The following is a 16,221-nucleotide window of genomic DNA, read 5'->3' on the forward strand; positions in this document are numbered from 1 at the left end:
TCAATGCGCCTGACAATCATGACAGACGTGACGAGTGTCTACTGCTTTGAAACATACTCTACTCAACCCCATCAGGCATGGTTTTTTTGTGAAATAAATGCGGGGTCCGTTTGAATTTTATTAATGGGTATAATTTGCCTGTCGGAGTTTATCTGCAGAAGCAGCCACGGCACCTGCTCGGCAGGTAAGGGGCGGGAGAAAAGATAACCCTGCAGGTAGTCGCAGCCGAGACGGGTGAGAACCTCCTGCTGCTCTTGGGTTTCAATCCCTTCAGCCACCACGTTCATCTCCATGGTTCGGGCGATACTCATGATGGTTTCAACCAGCTTGTAGCTTTTTTCATTTTCCAGCATCGACGTTACAAAGCTTTTGTCGATCTTGAGCTCTTTTGCCGGCAGCACGCTCAGCATCAGCAGGTTCGAGTAGCCCGTACCGAAATCATCAATCGAGACGGTGATCCCCGCATGATTAAACGCGTTGAGTAACTCAATGCTGCGGTCGAGATTTTTCAGCGCGGTGCTCTCCGTAACCTCAAGGATCAGCCTGGATGGGGACAAGCTATATTTTTCCAGCATCGACGATACGATGTGGAAAATGTCCGGCTGTTCGAACTGGACGGGGGACAGGTTGAGCGACAGCGTCCACTGGCTGAACCCTTGTTCAGTCCAGAAATGCAGCTGTCGACATGCCGCTTCAATGGCCCAGTTGCCCACCGGAATAATTAAGCCGGTTTGTTCCAGCGAGGGGATAAACAGGCCCGGCAGAACAACGCCTTGCTCAGGGTGCCGCCAGCGCAGCAGGGCTTCAAAACCATGGATAGTCTTCTCTTGTGCATACCAGGTTGGCTGGTACCAGAGTTCAAACTGATCGCGCTCAAGCGCCTGAGAGAGTTCCTGCAGAAAACCGGGTTTTGCCGGGATTGCTGTCGACATCTCGGAGCGGTAGTGCGCCCATCCGTTCCGGCCGTCGTCTTTGACGTGATGCAGGGCTGCATCCGCCTTGAGCTTTAGCTCATGCAGCGTTTCGCCATCCTGAGGATAGAGGCTGACGCCCGCACTGATTGTCGTGCTTAGCGTATGACCACAGATCGAAAGAGGACGTCGCACATCCTCAAGCAACGACGCGAGCAGGGCGTTGAGTTTGTCGTCGTCGCATTCCGGTACCAGCAGAATAAAGGCGTCACCTCCCAGCCTTGCCAGGGTCATCTCACGCGTGAGACGGGAAGTGATGCGCTGAGCAACGGTGATCAATAACTCATCGCCGACGCTGTGACCCCAGGTATCGTTGACGCGTTTGAAATGATCGACGTTCAGGAAAATGACGGCAAATTGCCTGTTACTCAGCAACGCGCTGCGCAGGCAGTCCTGCATGCGGATGTCCATCTGATGGCGATTCGCGAGTCCGGTGAGCGCATCAAAGCGCGCCTGCAGCTCAAGCTGCCGATTGAGCTGCCGCAGATTGTCCGTCAGCCGGCCGGTACGCCGGTGAGAGTCGACAAGGGAAATAATTAACATCACGCCAAGCAGGCAGAGCGTGGTGACCGAAACCCAGATGGATAACCCGAGCTCGCCGATCCCACCGGGAAGGGTATGCGACATTTCCGGGTAATGCGCGGCACTCATGCCGGTATAGTGCATCGCACAAATGGCGGCGGCCATGACCAGGGCCGCGAGAAGGCGCTCAATAAAAACCCCTTTGTCTCGCAGGCGGAAAGCCAGCCACAGCGCAGTGCCGGAAGCCACCACGGCAATGACCACGGACAACCCCACAATACGGCGATCCCAGATGATGCTGCCATCCAGCATCAGGGCCGCCATACCGATATAGTGCATGGATACCACGCCTGCGCTCAGGATTGCGGTGGCAACGATGGGGCGAAAGAGAGACCGTTTTTTTCCCGCGACGGCAATATCAAGGGCCGTGGTCGACGCAATAACCGCGACGCCCAGCGATGCAAGTGTTAACCAGAGGTCATAGCGCATCATCATGGGCATTTGCATCGACAGCATGCCGATAAAGTGCATCGACCAGATGCCTATGCCGAGCGAGATGCCACCGGCCATACGCCAGAACAGGGCAGCCTTTCGGCTGGAAAGGGGGATCTTTCCGGCACTGTCCAGCGCCACAAAGGAGGCGATAAACGCCACCAGATAAGAGATAGCGATTAACACAGGGTCCCACGATATATTGAGCATTATGCAATCCCACGCCTGAGAGGGTTACCGATTTCGCCTGCCGGGCACATCTTTATCTGGCAACGAACATGCGCATTCAAACAATATTAGTTTTTTATCGTGTAAAATGACCAGTCATATTAATACTCTAAAACGTATGAAGAATATAAAATATATTCTCATTGTTAACGTATTAAGCATTGCTAAACAAGAGCGAATAAAAGTAGCAAAGCTCCTTAAATATAACGGCGATTGTATCAGTGCGCCGCAGCGGATGGTATCGCTTAACGTGGCGGCAGACCAGTATCACAGCACGCTGCGAAGAACATTTTCACTAATACGCTCTTTTTATCTGACTTAAGCTAAATCCCAGGTTGCTAACGGCGAAAAAACAATCCCGTGAAGTTTGCGAGGAAAAACGTCTGAGCCAATGCTATAAGTCTAGATGCCGACCAAAATATAAAACGTGGGTATCATCATGCTAAGAAATATTAGTGTCAGGACCTTTATTATCGGGTTCCTTTTATCGCTATTTTTGGTAAACGCAGGTGTCGTTGTTCTAATTTCCAGCAAGTCCTCTCTCTTTATTTCCCTTAACGTTATCAATTTCGTTGCGCTATTTTTGCTTTGGGTCTATATGACCCGCTATCTCGTGACGCCGATCAATACGGTAAAGAGAAGTATTGAAGAGGTGACAGCAGGCAACCTTGGGGTTTCTATCCCGGAGTTTGGCAATAACTGCGCGGGTCGACTTATTCCCGGGATCAATAGCCTTTCCGGCAACATTGCGACACTGGTGCGCGAGATCAGGGCGTCGTCGCAAACCGCCATGACCTTATCGGATCAACTCTCGGCCCGTAGCGCTCAGCTCTCGGTGAAAACCGAACAGCAGTCTGCGTCTTTAGTGCAAACCGCAGCCAGCATGGAGCAAATGGCGGCGAGCACCAAAAACAATGCCGATAACACCCGCCTGGCGAGCGAACAGGCGAATGTGGCGACGCTGCAGGCGCGTAAGGGCGGGGAGCTGATGGGGCAGGTCGCCAACAATATGCAATCCATTACCGAATGCGCCCAGCAGATGACGGAGATTATTTCATTGATTGACGGCATTGCGTTCCAGACCAATATTCTGGCGCTCAACGCGGCCGTTGAGGCGGCAAGGGCAGGCGACCACGGAAAAGGTTTTTCTGTCGTTGCGGAAGAGGTCAGAAACCTGGCACACCGCAGCGCAGAGGCCGCGAAGAATATCAAAGCGCTGATTGAAGTCACCAGCAGTAACGTCACGCAGGGCGCGACCGTGGTGTCACAGGCAGAGAAGAATATGCATGAAATCGTGACGGGGTCGGGGAACGTCAGCCGCTTGATGGATGAAATTTCCGCGTCGACCTTTGAGCAGGAGAAAGGCATCTCCCAGATCACGCTGGCGCTTTCGGAGCTGGAGCGGGTCACGCAAAGCAACGTGGCGATGGCGGAGGAACTCAACGGCTCCTCTGATGTCCTGCGCAATCAGGTGATTGAGCTGCAGGCCCGCACGCGTAATTTCAGACTGGATCAGGGATCGTTGTCCTCATTACCTGGCGGCTCGCCATCCTTCCTCCCGCGGCCAGAGCACTCTCTCTGAAAGCGACACAAAGCCTGGCATGCCAGGCTTTTTTCATACATCTGCCCACCCAGCTCAATTCCCGAGCGATTTCAGCGCGATGGCATACATAGTTGTTGCTTAACCCCTGATGAAAGCTAGACTGACACCGAAAGAGCTAAAAGGCGGAGGAGCTGTGGAAAGCATTAAAGGATCTGAACTAAACGTTCCAGACGCAGTTTTTGCGTGGGTGCTGGACGGTCGCGGCGGTGCCCGGCCGCTGGAAGACAATGATGTGATCGACAGTGCGCATCCCTGCTGGCTGCATCTGAACTACACCCACCCGGACAGCGCTGACTGGCTGGCGTCGACCCCGCTCTTACCTAACAACGTGCGCGATGCGCTGGCCGGTGAAAGCCTGCGCCCCCGCGTGAGCCGAATGGGGGACGGGACGCTGATCACCCTGCGCTGTATTAACGGCAGCACGGATGAACGTCCGGATCAGCTGGTTGCGATGCGGGTCTATATGGACGATGGGCTGATTGTCTCCACCCGACAGCGTAAGGTTCTGGCGCTGGATGACATCGTCAACGATCTGAAAGAGGGCACCGGGCCGATCGACTGCGGTAGCTGGCTGGTGGACGTCTGTGACGCTCTTACCGATCACGCGAGCGAGTTTATCGAAGAACTGCACGACAAAATCATCGACCTGGAAGATAACCTGCTCGATCAGCAGATCCCGCCGCGCGGTTTTCTGGCCTTGTTGCGTAAGCAGTTGATTGTGATGCGCCGCTACATGACGCCGCAGCGCGACGTGTATGCGCGGCTGGCCAGCGAAAGGCTCGCCTGGATGAACGACGACCATCGACGCAGAATGCAGGATATTGCCGACAGGCTGGGCCGCGGGCTGGATGAAATTGATTCCTGTATTGCCAGAACGGCGGTGATGGCGGACGAAATCGCGCAGGTGATGCAGGAGTCGCTGGCGCGAAGAACCTATACGATGTCCCTGATGGCGATGGTGTTTTTACCGAGCACGTTTCTGACCGGGTTGTTTGGCGTCAACCTGGGCGGAATTCCGGGTGGCGCTTATCGCTACGGTTTTACGGCGTTTTGCGTGATGTTAGTTGTTTTGATTGGGGGTGTTGCATGGTGGTTGCATCGTAGTAAATGGCTGTAAATTTACGCTTTTTTCATCTTTTTCCGGGATTAAAACGCTCTTTTAATTGAGCGAAGTCAATAAACATCTACCCCGTAAGGTGCAATATTACTCCCGCAGGTGAATGCAACGTCAAGCGATGGGCGTTGCGCTCCATATTGTCTTACTTCCTTTTTTGAATTACTGCATAGCACAATTGATTCGTACGACGCCGACTTCATAGTCGGCTTTTTTTTGCCTCCTGATTCTCAGCGTCTACCCTAAAAGGGACGACAGCAAATTCTGGAGGGAATGATGAGCATCCTTAACGCTCTGCTACTGCCACAATCGCGTCAGTCCGATCCTATCCCCAGCGATCCGGTACCCATGCCCGATCCCATCCCGCGTCCGCAGCCGATGCCGGACCCGCCGCCCGATGAAGAACCGATTAAATTGTCGCATCGAACCGCGAGATCTGCGAGGATACGCGCCATCTGACTGCAAAGATCACCACGAGAGACTATAGTGACCGTTTTTTCTACCCTGAATGTTTTGCCCGCCGCCCAACTCGATAACCTCAACGAGTTGGGATACCTCACGATGACGCCTGTTCAGGCGGCCGCCTTACCTGCCATTCTCGAGGGCCGTGACGTGCGCGTGCAGGCGAAAACGGGCAGTGGAAAAACGGCGGCATTTGGCCTTGGCCTGTTGCAGCATATCGATGTGGCGCTGTTTCAGACCCAGTCTCTGGTGCTGTGTCCGACCCGCGAACTGGCAGACCAGGTCGCGGGTGAACTGCGTCGCCTGGCGCGTTTCCTGCCCAATACCAAGATCTTAACCCTGTGCGGCGGGCAGCCGTTCGGCACCCAGCGTGATTCGCTCCAGCATGCCCCGCACATTATTGTCGCGACGCCTGGCCGTCTGCTCGATCATCTGCAGAAGGGCACCGTCTCGCTGGATGCGCTACAAACGCTGGTCATGGATGAGGCCGATCGCATGCTGGACATGGGTTTCAGCGATGCCATTGACGAGGTGATCCGTTTTGCACCGGCCGATCGCCAGACGCTGCTGTTCTCCGCAACCTGGCCGGAAGCCATTGCCGCCATCAGCGGCCGCGTGCAGAAAAATCCCCTTACCATTGAAATTGACAGCGTAGATGCGCTGCCCGCTATCGAACAGCAGTTCTTTGAAACCTCGCAGCAGGGGAAGATACCGCTCCTGCAGAAATTGCTGAGCCAGCATCAGCCTGCCTCCTGCGTGGTGTTCTGTAATACCAAAAAAGACTGTCAGTCGGTTTGTGATGCCCTGAATGCCGCCGGGCAGAGCGCGCTGTCGCTGCATGGCGATCTGGAACAGCGCGATCGCGATCAGACGCTGGTCCGTTTCGCGAACGGCAGCGCCCGCGTGCTGGTGGCGACCGACGTCGCTGCGCGCGGTCTGGATATTAAATCGCTTGAGCTGGTGGTGAACTTTGAGCTGGCGTGGGATCCGGAAGTACACGTGCACCGTATTGGCCGTACCGCGCGCGCAGGAAACAGCGGTCTGGCCATCAGCTTCTGCGCACCTGAAGAGGCGCAGCGCGCCAATATTCTCTCTGAGATGCTGCAGATTAAGCTGAACTGGATGAATCCCCCAGCCGGCGTCAGCCTTGTGCCGCTGGAGGCCGAAATGGCGACCCTGTGCATTGATGGCGGTAAAAAAGCCAAGATGCGTCCTGGTGATGTACTCGGTGCACTGACCGGGGATGTGGGGCTGGACGGGGCGGATATCGGTAAGATTGCTGTCCATCCGGCGCATGTCTACGTCGCGGTTCGCCAGGCGGTTGCCCATAAGGCATGGAAGCAGCTGCAAAACGGGAAAATTAAGGGTAAAACCTGCCGCGTACGTCTGCTGAAATAAAGCATGAAGCGTCTCAGAAGGTGTCTCTGAGACGCTAACCGCTTACTTCACTTCAAGCACGTTCAGACGCAACGCTTCAAACTGATTGTCATCGTCTTCGGGCTGCCAGCCTGCTGGCTGCATCGGGATCTCTTCCCTGTCAAACGCCAGATCTCCGCCGTTCACGACTTCTGACTCGTGATTGATGCCTTTAAAGTCGAACAGTTCCACATCCGCGAGATGGGAAGGGACGACGTTCTGCATCGCGCTGAACATGGTTTCGATACGACCCGGATAGCGCTTATCCCAGTCGCGCAGCATGTCGCCAATCACCTGACGCTGCAGGTTCGGCTGAGAGCCGCAGAGGTTACATGGAATGATCGGGAACCCTTTCGCCTGAGAGAAACGCTCAATGTCTTTTTCACGGCAGTAGGCAAGCGGGCGGATCACAATATGTTTACCGTCATCACTCATCAGCTTAGGCGGCATGCCTTTCATCTTGCCGCCGTAGAACATATTGAGGAACAGCGTTTGCAGAATATCGTCGCGGTGATGGCCCAGCGCAATTTTGGTCGCGCCCAGCTCCGTCGCGGTACGATACAGAATGCCGCGGCGCAGACGAGAGCACAGAGAGCAGGTGGTTTTCCCTTCCGGGATCTTCTCTTTCACAATACCGTAGGTATTTTCTTCGACGATTTTGTACTCAACGCCCAGCTTCTCGAGGTATTCCGGCAGAATGTGTTCCGGGAAACCCGGCTGTTTCTGGTCAAGGTTGACCGCCACCAGAGAAAATTTCACCGGCGCACTTTGCTGAAGATTACGCAGGATCTCCAGCATGGTGTAGCTGTCTTTACCCCCTGACAGGCAAACCATAATGCGGTCGCCTTCTTCAATCATGTTGAAGTCTGCAATGGCTTCGCCCACGTTACGGCGCAGTCGCTTTTGCAGTTTGTTAAGATTGTATTGCTCTTTTTTGTTAATCTCTTGATTCTCTTGCATTGAGTACTACCTTCGGAGCCAGCAGGGGCAAAAATTGTATGCCGCGTATGGTACGGATTCCGGCGGCGAATGCCAGCACGTTTTACTGCTGCGTGAAATCTGGCGCCGATACGTGATAAAGGGTAGCTAAGTAACAGATACACCTCTGCCACTTTATCTCCGCTTACAGCACCTCAACCAATTCAAATTCTTCTGCGACCAGTTCCATATCTTCAGAAAAATGGCCTTCGCGGAAGAAAAATCGCTGATGCTCTGTCTGCCAGTATTCAAGGCTTAAATCACCTTCACCCTCTTTACGAGCGAATTCCTCATTAACATCGCAAAAACGCACCAGTCGCATGGAAACCAGCCGGATCACACAGACCGGGACATTCTGACCATCAAGGATTATGTTGTAGCTTCCTATCCGTGGAGCAGACACATCCTGCGAGTACGAGGCAAAAGATCCGCAGGTGGCCGTTTTGAGCCCTTTTTTAATCAGGTCCGCTAGTTCGTTCGCCAGTGCCGGGCTGTCACCCATTTGCCAGGCCTGTGCGCCCGGGTATTTCATTTTTAATTCCTCAACCGTCACCATTCAACTTCCCTCATAGCTTTTATCAAAAGAAACATACCAGCGGTTTTAGCATAAACATCGTCGATACCAGAAGCGTACTCTGCTTTCCTGACACCTTTTCTCACTGGTGGGCAGGAAAACAAAGCGTTGCGCTTATTGCTCGAGTAAATATATCCTTGCGGGGTTATCTGCGTGGTGAATCTGTTGTCGGTAGCCAGGCGCGTGACGTTGTATAACAAAGAAAAGTCACCGGGATAGAACCGACACCACGCTTTTTCTGTAACTTTTATCCCATTGGAAGGGGTTACGTGTTCAAGCTTAATTCATCGCTACTGGTGGCGTTGCTACTGTCAGGCTGTAGCTCCGATCTGGTTCTCAGCCCACCTCAGCAACCTGAATACAAGTCGATGCCTGATATAACGCAGTCTGTGACGCCATCACAACAACGTGCAATCATGGCAGGCGAGCGGCCTGACTGGTCAGAAAGAACGCCGGTCAAGACAATAAAGCAGTACTAATAAGCACGTATCAACCAGGGCTGCCGTTCGGCGGCCTTTTTATTTCCCCATTTTAGAAGGTGCAAAGATGGAGGCTGGTTTGCGGGAAAATTTCTGACGCCTGACATGGTATTTCTTTCTTTATCATCCATGCTTAAGACGAAGACAATTCAATCACTTCAGCATCACCGAAGCGGCAACGTCACTCGAGTCGAGAACCCTGAATGCGCCATGCACCTATCTCCTTAGCTGCAGCCACGGCAATTTTTATGCTGGGCGTTTTTATCATCAATTTACAGGTTTGGTATTCTGCACGGGCTGACAGCCTTGCAGGGGCGCACTATGTCGTGCGAAACATGAACGTCATTCTTAAAGAAGCTCGTCATGCGACCCAGATAGCAATGCAGCTTGCTGAGAATGAGTGTGATGCTGAAGGGCAGTATCGGCTCGGTACTGAAGCGGCATTACAACCCCATCTGAGAACGATCGTTATTCTGAAACAAGATGCGGTCTGGTGCTCCTCTTTACCGGGAAATCGCGTGTTGCTGGTTAACGGCTCAGCGCTGCCTCAGGCATCATTGCTACTTGTTCCATCGAAAAGTACGGTCAACGGCCTGCCGGTTCTCTTATACCAGACAAACCATGCCGGAAGCCGAATCATGGTGAGCATCAGCGACAGCCATATCCGGGATGCGCTGAATATGCCATTACGTGGCGTGGCGTATTCACTGCAAGTCGGCAATCGTCGTTTAGGCCAATCCGGCGATGTGTTGACGGCACCCCATGCAAACAAAGATGTACTGACGGTAAAAGACGCTGATTATCCCTTCGCGATTCAATTTAACGCTCCGCCTCTTTTTAGCCTGACGAGATTATTCGACCAGGCCGGTGGGGTGCTGTTATTTCTGCTGCTCATTTCCTCTCTTCCTGCTTATCTTTTGCAACGCTATCTCTCTAAGGATATATCGCCTGAAGATTCACTGCGCACTGCCATCTACCGAAATGAAATTATTCCCTATTATCAACCCGTCGTGAGCGGAAAAGAGGGCACCTTGCGCGGTGTAGAGGTGCTGGCCAGATGGAAGCATCCGCAATCCGGGTTTATTTCTCCCTCGTCGTTTATTCCTCTTGCTGAAAAATCAGGGTTAATTATTCCATTAACCCAAAGCTTAATGCGTCAGGTTGCAATGCAGATGAATTCAATTTCTACGCTGCTGCCGGAAGGATTCCATGTAGGAATTAACTTCAGTGCGTCTCATATCGTGGCCTCTACCTTTTTTGAAGAGTGTCTGAATTACAAGCGCAGCTTTGTGCAACAGGATCTGAACCTTGTCGTTGAGGTGACCGAGCGCGAACCCCTCCACGTAGATGAACATCTCGTTAAGACCCTGAATGAGCTGCATAACAACGGATTTGCAATCGCGCTGGATGATTTTGGAACGGGCTATTCTGGCCTGTCCTACCTGCAGGACCTGCACATTGATTACATCAAAATCGACCAAAGCTTTGTTGCCAGAGTGAATGCCAATGAGGATTCCACCCTGATCCTGGATTCGGTACTGGAACTGGCAAAAAAACTATCAATCCGTATTGTGGCGGAAGGGGTTGAAACCCAGCAACAGCTTGATTATCTCATCCGCAATAACATCACGTTTTTACAGGGCTACTTCTTCTACAAACCCGTTCCCTTTAAGGAGTTGATAAAAATCCTTTTGTCGAAGCCAAAGGTTAAAGTGAGGGTGGAGTGACGTTTTCCCCGGAATTGCGATAAAGAAAAAAAGGGGGGCATCATCCCCCAAATAAAATGCAGACCGTTATTGTTTTAACTACGGTGCTATTTTGTTATCTGAGTGCTTTGTGGTCAATTTAATTGTTTTCAACCTTTGCTGTAGAGATTACATACTAAAAAAAGAATGAAGAGTCTAAGGTAAAATTTTAAAGTTGATCCTGGTCAATATTACCGCCTTCACGGCTGAATAATAGATGCAATCATGTTTAACTTGTTAAGCAACTGCTCTGGCGGTGGGTTTTGGACGTTAGGCGTTTCCGTATAATTTTTTAAGAAAAAAATGCTGACTGCGAAATGACGATGCAGTCATGCTTACATATTAACCTGGCTTGAAGATGCGTCAGCAAGATAGGGTATAATGCGGCTTCGTAATTGCTAAACAACCCGGTGGTTGGTGCTATGACCCTCAATCGCTTTTTTTATTTACTCCTGATCTTTGCTGCAATCGGCAGCCTTTTTGCCTCTAACCCTTTGGCTATGTGGTTTCTGCTGATCAATCTGCTGACGATGGCTATGTATGGCGCCGATAAACAGGCAGCGCGTAAGGGTATGCGCAGGGTACCGGAAGCCACGCTGCTGGTATTTGGCGTAACCGGCGGCTGGCCTGGCGCGATTGTGGGCCAGCAGCTCTTTCGCCATAAAACACAAAAGCAGCCCTTTAAAACCTACTTTTTCTTAAGCATTGTCGTTAGCATTGCCGTGATGGCGGCGGTTTACCATTTCTCGCCTGTTTCTTCTTTATGAGCGTATTGACATCAAGTTAACTTGAGCTTTTAAGATGTCAGCACCACGTTGATAAAGGAGTAACATCATTAAAATGAAAGACATTGATGTAGGTTTCACTCATGTCGCGTTTATGGTCAGGGACCTGGAAAAGAGTATTGCCTTTTATCGTCGCTATGCCGGTATGGAGGTCATTCATTTACGTGAACCCGACATGCCTGATGCAAGAAAAGTCGCATGGCTTAGCGACCATACCCGTCCTTTTGCACTGGTTCTGGTACAGGCCGATACCGTGACCGATACGCCGCTGGGCAGTTTCGGGCATCTGGGAATTGCCTGTGCGACCCGCGAAGAAATTGACAGAAAAACCGCGATGGCCACCGCTGAAGGTGTGCTAAGGAAAGCGCCTGAGAATGTAGGCGATCCCGTCGGATACTATGTCTTTTTTGCCGATCCCGATGGAAATACGTTAGAGCTGTCATTCGGACAGCGCGTCGGTCTGGAAGCGATCCGAACGGCCAGTCGGAATAAATAAAGCGAAGATACGTTAGCAACAGGAAACAGACCGCGTCGCGCGTCGTTAATTGATCCTCCATCACTGCCAATAGTAGTAGGACTATTCTTAAGTTGTTGCTGTTTTTTGCACAATCTGAATAATACGTGCAACACCACGGACGATAACATCCCATGAAAATAGTCTCTATTACGCTGGCAGTGCTGGCGCTTTTTTCTGCGCCTGCCTGGTCCGCTTTTCAGGAGCGGGAATATAATACCTGGTATATGAAAAATGCGGTGCTTTATGATATGACGCAGACCTCGGAAGGTTATCCCGTCATGGTGAGCGTATCCCAGCCTGGGAGGAAATCCGCTAATTTGCTGGTGTCATATATTACGGAAGGGCGCTGTGGTGAGAATAAGCTGCCACTCAATGTGAATGGTAAAGTACTTCCCTCCAAATATCATTGTGTTCAGATAGGGAAAAACAGAATTGAACATTTTTCAGTTGTGGATGCGGACAGCGTCAATGGCATTGTGACGCATTTAAAATCTGATTTCACTATTCTCCTGCAAAACGATATCAAAATTTGGGCGGCAAATATTAAAACGCCAAAATACGGGCTGGCACCGAGATTCTGACGATGAAATGTCTGTCTCACGACAGGTATTATTTCTATCATGGTAATCATTTATGAAAGAATAGTGTCATGGTGTTATTAATCAAAATATGGAGTAAGTGGCCCTGTTTTTTTACGTATTGAAATGGACTGTATGCTAAACGGTACGAAACCGCACAAATAATCCTTACTGACATTGTGGATAAAGCTCGCTACCAGACTTACGCTTGCTAACGGCGTTTTAGTTGTTCAGCACATCTTTATTGGTAAGGAGCAGAAAATGTCACATCCTAATAGTCTGGATTTGCTAAGCCGTAAAGAAGGAATGTGTTTGTTAGAGCAAAGCATGGGTTTTGTCTGGCAGGCAGCACTTCGGGCTGTCGCAGTGTTAGGCGTTGCAGATCGTCTGGTTGAAGGAAAAAAATCCGTTACGCAACTGGCGGAGGAGCTTAATGTCGATGGCGACTATCTTCATCGGATCATGCGCGTATTATCCTCTCGTGGAGTGTTCAACGAACTGTCCGAAGCTGAATATAGCCTTAGCCATTCAGCACAGTTCCTGTGTTCTGAGCATGAATTTTCATTGTGTGCGGCGGTGCTCATGCTGACAGACCCAACATTCTGGCAGCCAGCGGCTAAAATGGATGAGATATTGCAAGGCAAACCTGTTTTTAATGATTTGTTTGGCAAGCCTTTTTACGACTACTGGCAGCATGATGACACGATGACTGACAGCAACATTTTTCATGCGGGTATGGCCTCTATGTCATCCGTAGAGAATGAAGTCATCGCCGATAGCTATTCGTTTCCTCAAAATGCTATCGTTGCCGATATTGCCGGTGGGCTGGGTAATTTATTGCTGGCTGTTTTACGCCGAAATCCGACCTTAACAGGGATCCTGTTCGATCAAAAAGACGTGCTTGCGCGGAATCGACTGTATCTGTTAAATGACAATCGTCGATGGAAGGCAGTTGAGGGTGACTTTTTTGGAGCCTGTCCTGTAGCGGATATTTACCTGCTTAAATATATTTTGATGGACTGGCCTGATGAGAAAGCGGTTCAGATACTTCAATCGTGTAGAAATGCAATGAAAGAAAATTCCCGATTATTAATTTTTGAACCACTTATAAAAAAAGAAAATAATGAGCAGGGACGATTTGAAATTGACCTTCTTCTTTTAACAAGCTTTGATGGAGGGCGGGCAAGAACGGAGTCTGAGTATCAGATCTTGTTTGAAAAGACCAGTCTGAAGTTAAACACTATAATAGACACCCGTTCGTATCTGTCGATTTTAGAAGTCGTACCTGTCTGAACTACGTAAATTATATTCACAAAGCGTGTGTCCTCATTCCGTTTTACCGGATTCCTGCTACGCTTGTTTGTTGTATCAGGAGCATGAGCATGATGAACAAAGACGAACAAACAGGTTTAGTGGGGCTGGCGATTGGGGCCGCCGTCATTGGGCTGGTTTCAGCGCAGAAACCGATCCATCGCAACAGTATTGTCGATGAACTGGTCAGGCTCGGCAGGCAAAAAGGCGATGGTGTAGAAGACGAGGTTTTCGTCAAAGCCGCCGAGTTGGTGAGAAAAGGGGTATAGCCTATGGCTGAATGTCGTAATGCGCAGTGCCATTGCGGTGCGGTGGCCTTTACCGTTGCGCTCACGGATGGCCTGAATACCGCGCGGCGCTGCAGCTGTTCCTTTTGTCGCATGCGGGGTGCGGTCGTCGTCTCTGCGCCGCTGTCAGGGATTACCGTGACCAAAGGTGAGGATAAGCTCACGGAGTACCGCTTTAACACGGGGACGGCACGGCACTTCTTCTGCTCGGTGTGCGGGATCTACACGTTCCATCAGCGGCGTTCCAATCCAAACGAATACGGCGTGAACGTTGCCTGCTTCGAAAACGTCTCACCGTTCGATTTCCCTGACGTGACGGTGATGGACGGGGTTAACCATCCCGCGGATGGAGACAGCGGGGTGTTTGGCTACCTCTCTTTTCGCAAGAAAGGGGCAGTTGAGGCGTAATTGCCGCCTGGCCACTCTGTAATCAGCCTGGCTATAGTGGAGGGTGGTTATCTGAAACAGGAGAAATTATGCTCTGTGTTGAAAAAGACGATCCGCGTGAGGCCCCTGAATCAGGTGATAAAAAGCCTCAACCCGTGAAAAAATAACGCGAACTGCGCGTTTACCCGCCACCGGCACTGCTGGTGGCTTTTTATTTCCGCGGGAGCAATATTAACCACCATCGAGGTGGTTCAACACCGCGCCCAGATGACCGACAATATCAGCAAAATCAAAAATTAACGCTATCCAGATAAGCGCTAAAAGAGTAAGTACGGCAACGGATACACGACCAAACAACGCTGTTATCCCTGGTGATGAAAAGGTTATCACCTGAGTTTAACCAGCTTTCCCTCAACTTACCCTCAACCACACGATTCCTGAACCTGTTTTTTGTGACGAGCGTCAAAAAGGGGGGAGCCCGCATCATCATGCGGGCTCTGGCAATCAGAACTGGTAAACCAGGCCCAGTGCCACGACATCATCCGTGCCGATGCCGTTGTTTTTGTAGAAGCTGTCATCTTCATCCAGCAGGTTGATTTTGTAATCAACGTAGGTGGACATGTTTTTGTTGAAGTAGTAGGTCGCGCCGATGTCAGCGTATTTAACCAGATCCTGGTCGCCCTGGCCGTTGCCGAGGTCCTTACCTTTAGACTGCAGGTAGGAAAGGGACGGGCGCAGGCCGAAGTCGAACTGGTACTGTGCGGTCACTTCGAAGTTCTGGGTTTTGTTGGCCACGGCGTCGGTGTTATCACCGTAAGGCGTCATATTGCGGGTTTCAGAGTACATTGCCGCCAGGTAGATATTATTGGCGTCATATTTCAGGCCCGCAGTCCAGGCATCCGCTTTATCGCCGCCCGCAGTGGTATTCATCACCTGCTCGTTGGTACGGTCAGAAGAGGTATAGGCTGCACCTGCGGTAATCCCCATGCCGAAGTCATAGGTGGTAGAAATACCGAAGCCGTCACCGTTCTCGTGACGCGTGTCGCGACCGTTGTTGGTGCCTTCCTGATTGTTGCTGGCATCTTCATTTTTGCCCTGATACTGCAGCGCAAAGTTCAGACCCTGCACCAGACCATAGAAGTCGGTGTTACGGTAGGTGGCCACGCCGTTGGCACGGCCGGTCATGAAGTTATCGGCTTTGGTGTAGGAGTCCCCGCCGAACTCAGGCAGCATATCGGTCCAGCCTTCCACGTCGTACAGAACACCGTAGTTACGACCATAATCAAACGAGCCATAATCACCCACTTTGATACCGGCGAAGGCCAGACGCGTCCAGGACTGGTTATCAGACCCTTCGGTGTTATTAGCCTGAATGTTGTACTCCCACTGCGCGTAGCCGGTCATCATGTCGTTGATCTGGGTTTCGCCTTTGAAGCCCAGACGCATGTAGGTTTGATCCCCGTCAGCGCCTTTATCGTCGGAGAAATAGTGCAGACCATCTACTTTTCCGTACAGATCTAATTTGTTACCGTCTTTATTATAAATCTCTGCTGCATGAGTTGCGCCAGCCATTAACAGAGCCGGAATCATCAGGGCCAGTACTTTTCTTTGCATTATGATATTCCTTTGCGGTTGTTTTTATTTAATTACCTGTTGAACTTCCTGAATGAGAAAGTTGTCTCATGCTAAATCACTCCTGAGTAAGAGTAATAAATTATAATTGTTACGAACTAAGTAAAATCTAAACCGAATAAATCAACGGTAATAGTCAT

General features: G+C 50.9%; 16 protein-coding genes. 12 read left to right on the forward strand and 4 right to left on the reverse strand.

Annotated elements, in window-relative coordinates; all coding sequences use genetic code 11:
* Nucleotides 1–71: 71 nt before the first annotated feature.
* The gene (locus tag BMW97_RS01820; RefSeq protein ID WP_045908853.1) at nucleotides 72–2,195 is read right to left on the reverse strand and encodes a putative bifunctional diguanylate cyclase/phosphodiesterase; all 2,124 of its coding nucleotides are present in this window, start codon (nucleotides 2,193–2,195) and stop codon (nucleotides 72–74) included.
* A gap of 457 nt (nucleotides 2,196–2,652) precedes the next feature.
* Here BMW97_RS01820 and BMW97_RS01825 point away from each other — a divergent pair, with 457 nt between their 5' ends.
* The 4 genes from BMW97_RS01825 to dbpA all read left to right on the forward strand — a co-directional run bounded on the left by BMW97_RS01825 (nucleotide 2,653) and on the right by dbpA (nucleotide 6,790).
* Nucleotides 2,653–3,795, forward strand: coding sequence for a methyl-accepting chemotaxis protein (locus tag BMW97_RS01825; RefSeq protein ID WP_045908852.1), 1,143 nt, complete (start codon nucleotides 2,653–2,655; stop codon nucleotides 3,793–3,795).
* A gap of 154 nt (nucleotides 3,796–3,949) precedes the next feature.
* Nucleotides 3,950–4,933, forward strand: a complete 984-nt coding sequence (gene zntB, locus BMW97_RS01830; protein WP_023292275.1) for a zinc transporter ZntB — start codon at nucleotides 3,950–3,952, stop codon at nucleotides 4,931–4,933.
* A 291-nt stretch (nucleotides 4,934–5,224) separates the two neighbouring features.
* Entirely contained in the window at nucleotides 5,225–5,389 is a 165-nt protein-coding gene (locus tag BMW97_RS24265) for a proline-rich small protein YnaL (RefSeq protein ID WP_304665500.1), read from the forward strand.
* Nucleotides 5,390–5,416: 27 nt separating this feature from the next.
* On the forward strand, nucleotides 5,417–6,790 hold the full coding sequence (gene dbpA, locus BMW97_RS01840) for an ATP-dependent RNA helicase DbpA (protein ID WP_090392428.1): 1,374 nt from the start codon (nucleotides 5,417–5,419) through the stop codon (nucleotides 6,788–6,790).
* Between the two features lie 42 nt (nucleotides 6,791–6,832).
* Here the strand turns inward: dbpA and ttcA are convergent, their stop codons facing one another.
* Together ttcA and BMW97_RS01855 are read right to left on the reverse strand one after the other, a co-directional pair.
* Nucleotides 6,833–7,768, reverse strand: coding sequence for a tRNA 2-thiocytidine(32) synthetase TtcA (ttcA, locus tag BMW97_RS01845; RefSeq protein ID WP_045908850.1), 936 nt, complete (start codon nucleotides 7,766–7,768; stop codon nucleotides 6,833–6,835).
* A gap of 163 nt (nucleotides 7,769–7,931) precedes the next feature.
* On the reverse strand, nucleotides 7,932–8,342 hold the full coding sequence (locus BMW97_RS01855; protein WP_045908849.1) for an ASCH domain-containing protein: 411 nt from the start codon (nucleotides 8,340–8,342) through the stop codon (nucleotides 7,932–7,934).
* A 700-nt stretch (nucleotides 8,343–9,042) separates the two neighbouring features.
* Between BMW97_RS01855 and BMW97_RS01860 the strand changes: the two genes are divergently transcribed.
* The 8 genes from BMW97_RS01860 to BMW97_RS24270 all read left to right on the forward strand — a co-directional run bounded on the left by BMW97_RS01860 (nucleotide 9,043) and on the right by BMW97_RS24270 (nucleotide 14,616).
* Complete coding sequence (locus tag BMW97_RS01860; protein WP_045908848.1) at nucleotides 9,043–10,566, forward strand: EAL domain-containing protein; 1,524 nt, start codon at nucleotides 9,043–9,045, stop codon at nucleotides 10,564–10,566.
* 440 nt (nucleotides 10,567–11,006) lie between these two features.
* Nucleotides 11,007–11,351: a DUF1294 domain-containing protein gene (locus BMW97_RS01865; RefSeq protein ID WP_045908847.1), complete on the forward strand. Its 345-nt coding sequence runs from the start codon at nucleotides 11,007–11,009 to the stop codon at nucleotides 11,349–11,351.
* 73 nt (nucleotides 11,352–11,424) lie between these two features.
* On the forward strand, nucleotides 11,425–11,865 hold the full coding sequence (locus BMW97_RS01870) for a VOC family protein (RefSeq protein ID WP_045908846.1): 441 nt from the start codon (nucleotides 11,425–11,427) through the stop codon (nucleotides 11,863–11,865).
* Nucleotides 11,866–12,017: 152 nt separating this feature from the next.
* Nucleotides 12,018–12,467: a hypothetical protein gene (locus BMW97_RS01875; RefSeq protein ID WP_045908845.1), complete on the forward strand. Its 450-nt coding sequence runs from the start codon at nucleotides 12,018–12,020 to the stop codon at nucleotides 12,465–12,467.
* A 258-nt stretch (nucleotides 12,468–12,725) separates the two neighbouring features.
* Complete coding sequence (locus tag BMW97_RS01880) at nucleotides 12,726–13,757, forward strand: methyltransferase (RefSeq protein WP_045908844.1); 1,032 nt, start codon at nucleotides 12,726–12,728, stop codon at nucleotides 13,755–13,757.
* An 89-nt stretch (nucleotides 13,758–13,846) separates the two neighbouring features.
* Nucleotides 13,847–14,044: a hypothetical protein gene (locus BMW97_RS01885; RefSeq protein WP_023616678.1), complete on the forward strand. Its 198-nt coding sequence runs from the start codon at nucleotides 13,847–13,849 to the stop codon at nucleotides 14,042–14,044.
* Between the two features lie 3 nt (nucleotides 14,045–14,047).
* Entirely contained in the window at nucleotides 14,048–14,470 is a 423-nt protein-coding gene (locus BMW97_RS01890) for a GFA family protein (protein WP_090392432.1), read from the forward strand.
* A gap of 68 nt (nucleotides 14,471–14,538) precedes the next feature.
* On the forward strand, nucleotides 14,539–14,616 hold the full coding sequence (locus BMW97_RS24270) for a hypothetical protein (protein ID WP_223239581.1): 78 nt from the start codon (nucleotides 14,539–14,541) through the stop codon (nucleotides 14,614–14,616).
* A 337-nt stretch (nucleotides 14,617–14,953) separates the two neighbouring features.
* On the opposite strand, the gene ompC is transcribed toward BMW97_RS24270, so the two are convergent.
* Nucleotides 14,954–16,063: a porin OmpC gene (gene ompC / locus BMW97_RS01895; RefSeq protein WP_045908842.1), complete on the reverse strand. Its 1,110-nt coding sequence runs from the start codon at nucleotides 16,061–16,063 to the stop codon at nucleotides 14,954–14,956.
* Between the last annotated feature and the right edge of the window lie 158 nt (nucleotides 16,064–16,221).

The organism is Enterobacter sp. NFIX58, assembly GCF_900110475.1.
Lineage (GTDB): Bacteria > Pseudomonadota > Gammaproteobacteria > Enterobacterales > Enterobacteriaceae > Enterobacter > Enterobacter quasiroggenkampii.

What these genes read in the sequence shown, in the direction of transcription:
- BMW97_RS01820 (WP_045908853.1), bottom strand. Translation starts at nt 2,195, where the DNA reads ATGCTCAATATATCGTGGGACCCTGTGTTAATCGCTATCTCTTATCTG.
- BMW97_RS01825 (WP_045908852.1), top strand. Translation starts at nt 2,653, where the DNA reads ATGCTAAGAAATATTAGTGTCAGGACCTTTATTATCGGGTTCCTTTTA.
- ttcA (WP_045908850.1), bottom strand. Translation starts at nt 7,768, where the DNA reads ATGCAAGAGAATCAAGAGATTAACAAAAAAGAGCAATACAATCTTAAC.
- BMW97_RS01855 (WP_045908849.1), bottom strand. Translation starts at nt 8,342, where the DNA reads ATGGTGACGGTTGAGGAATTAAAAATGAAATACCCGGGCGCACAGGCC.
- BMW97_RS01860 (WP_045908848.1), top strand. Translation starts at nt 9,043, where the DNA reads ATGCGCCATGCACCTATCTCCTTAGCTGCAGCCACGGCAATTTTTATG.
- BMW97_RS01865 (WP_045908847.1), top strand. Translation starts at nt 11,007, where the DNA reads ATGACCCTCAATCGCTTTTTTTATTTACTCCTGATCTTTGCTGCAATC.
- BMW97_RS01870 (WP_045908846.1), top strand. Translation starts at nt 11,425, where the DNA reads ATGAAAGACATTGATGTAGGTTTCACTCATGTCGCGTTTATGGTCAGG.
- BMW97_RS01875 (WP_045908845.1), top strand. Translation starts at nt 12,018, where the DNA reads ATGAAAATAGTCTCTATTACGCTGGCAGTGCTGGCGCTTTTTTCTGCG.
- BMW97_RS01880 (WP_045908844.1), top strand. Translation starts at nt 12,726, where the DNA reads ATGTCACATCCTAATAGTCTGGATTTGCTAAGCCGTAAAGAAGGAATG.
- BMW97_RS01885 (WP_023616678.1), top strand. Translation starts at nt 13,847, where the DNA reads ATGATGAACAAAGACGAACAAACAGGTTTAGTGGGGCTGGCGATTGGG.
- BMW97_RS01890 (WP_090392432.1), top strand. Translation starts at nt 14,048, where the DNA reads ATGGCTGAATGTCGTAATGCGCAGTGCCATTGCGGTGCGGTGGCCTTT.
- BMW97_RS24270 (WP_223239581.1), top strand. Translation starts at nt 14,539, where the DNA reads ATGCTCTGTGTTGAAAAAGACGATCCGCGTGAGGCCCCTGAATCAGGT.
- ompC (WP_045908842.1), bottom strand. Translation starts at nt 16,063, where the DNA reads ATGCAAAGAAAAGTACTGGCCCTGATGATTCCGGCTCTGTTAATGGCT.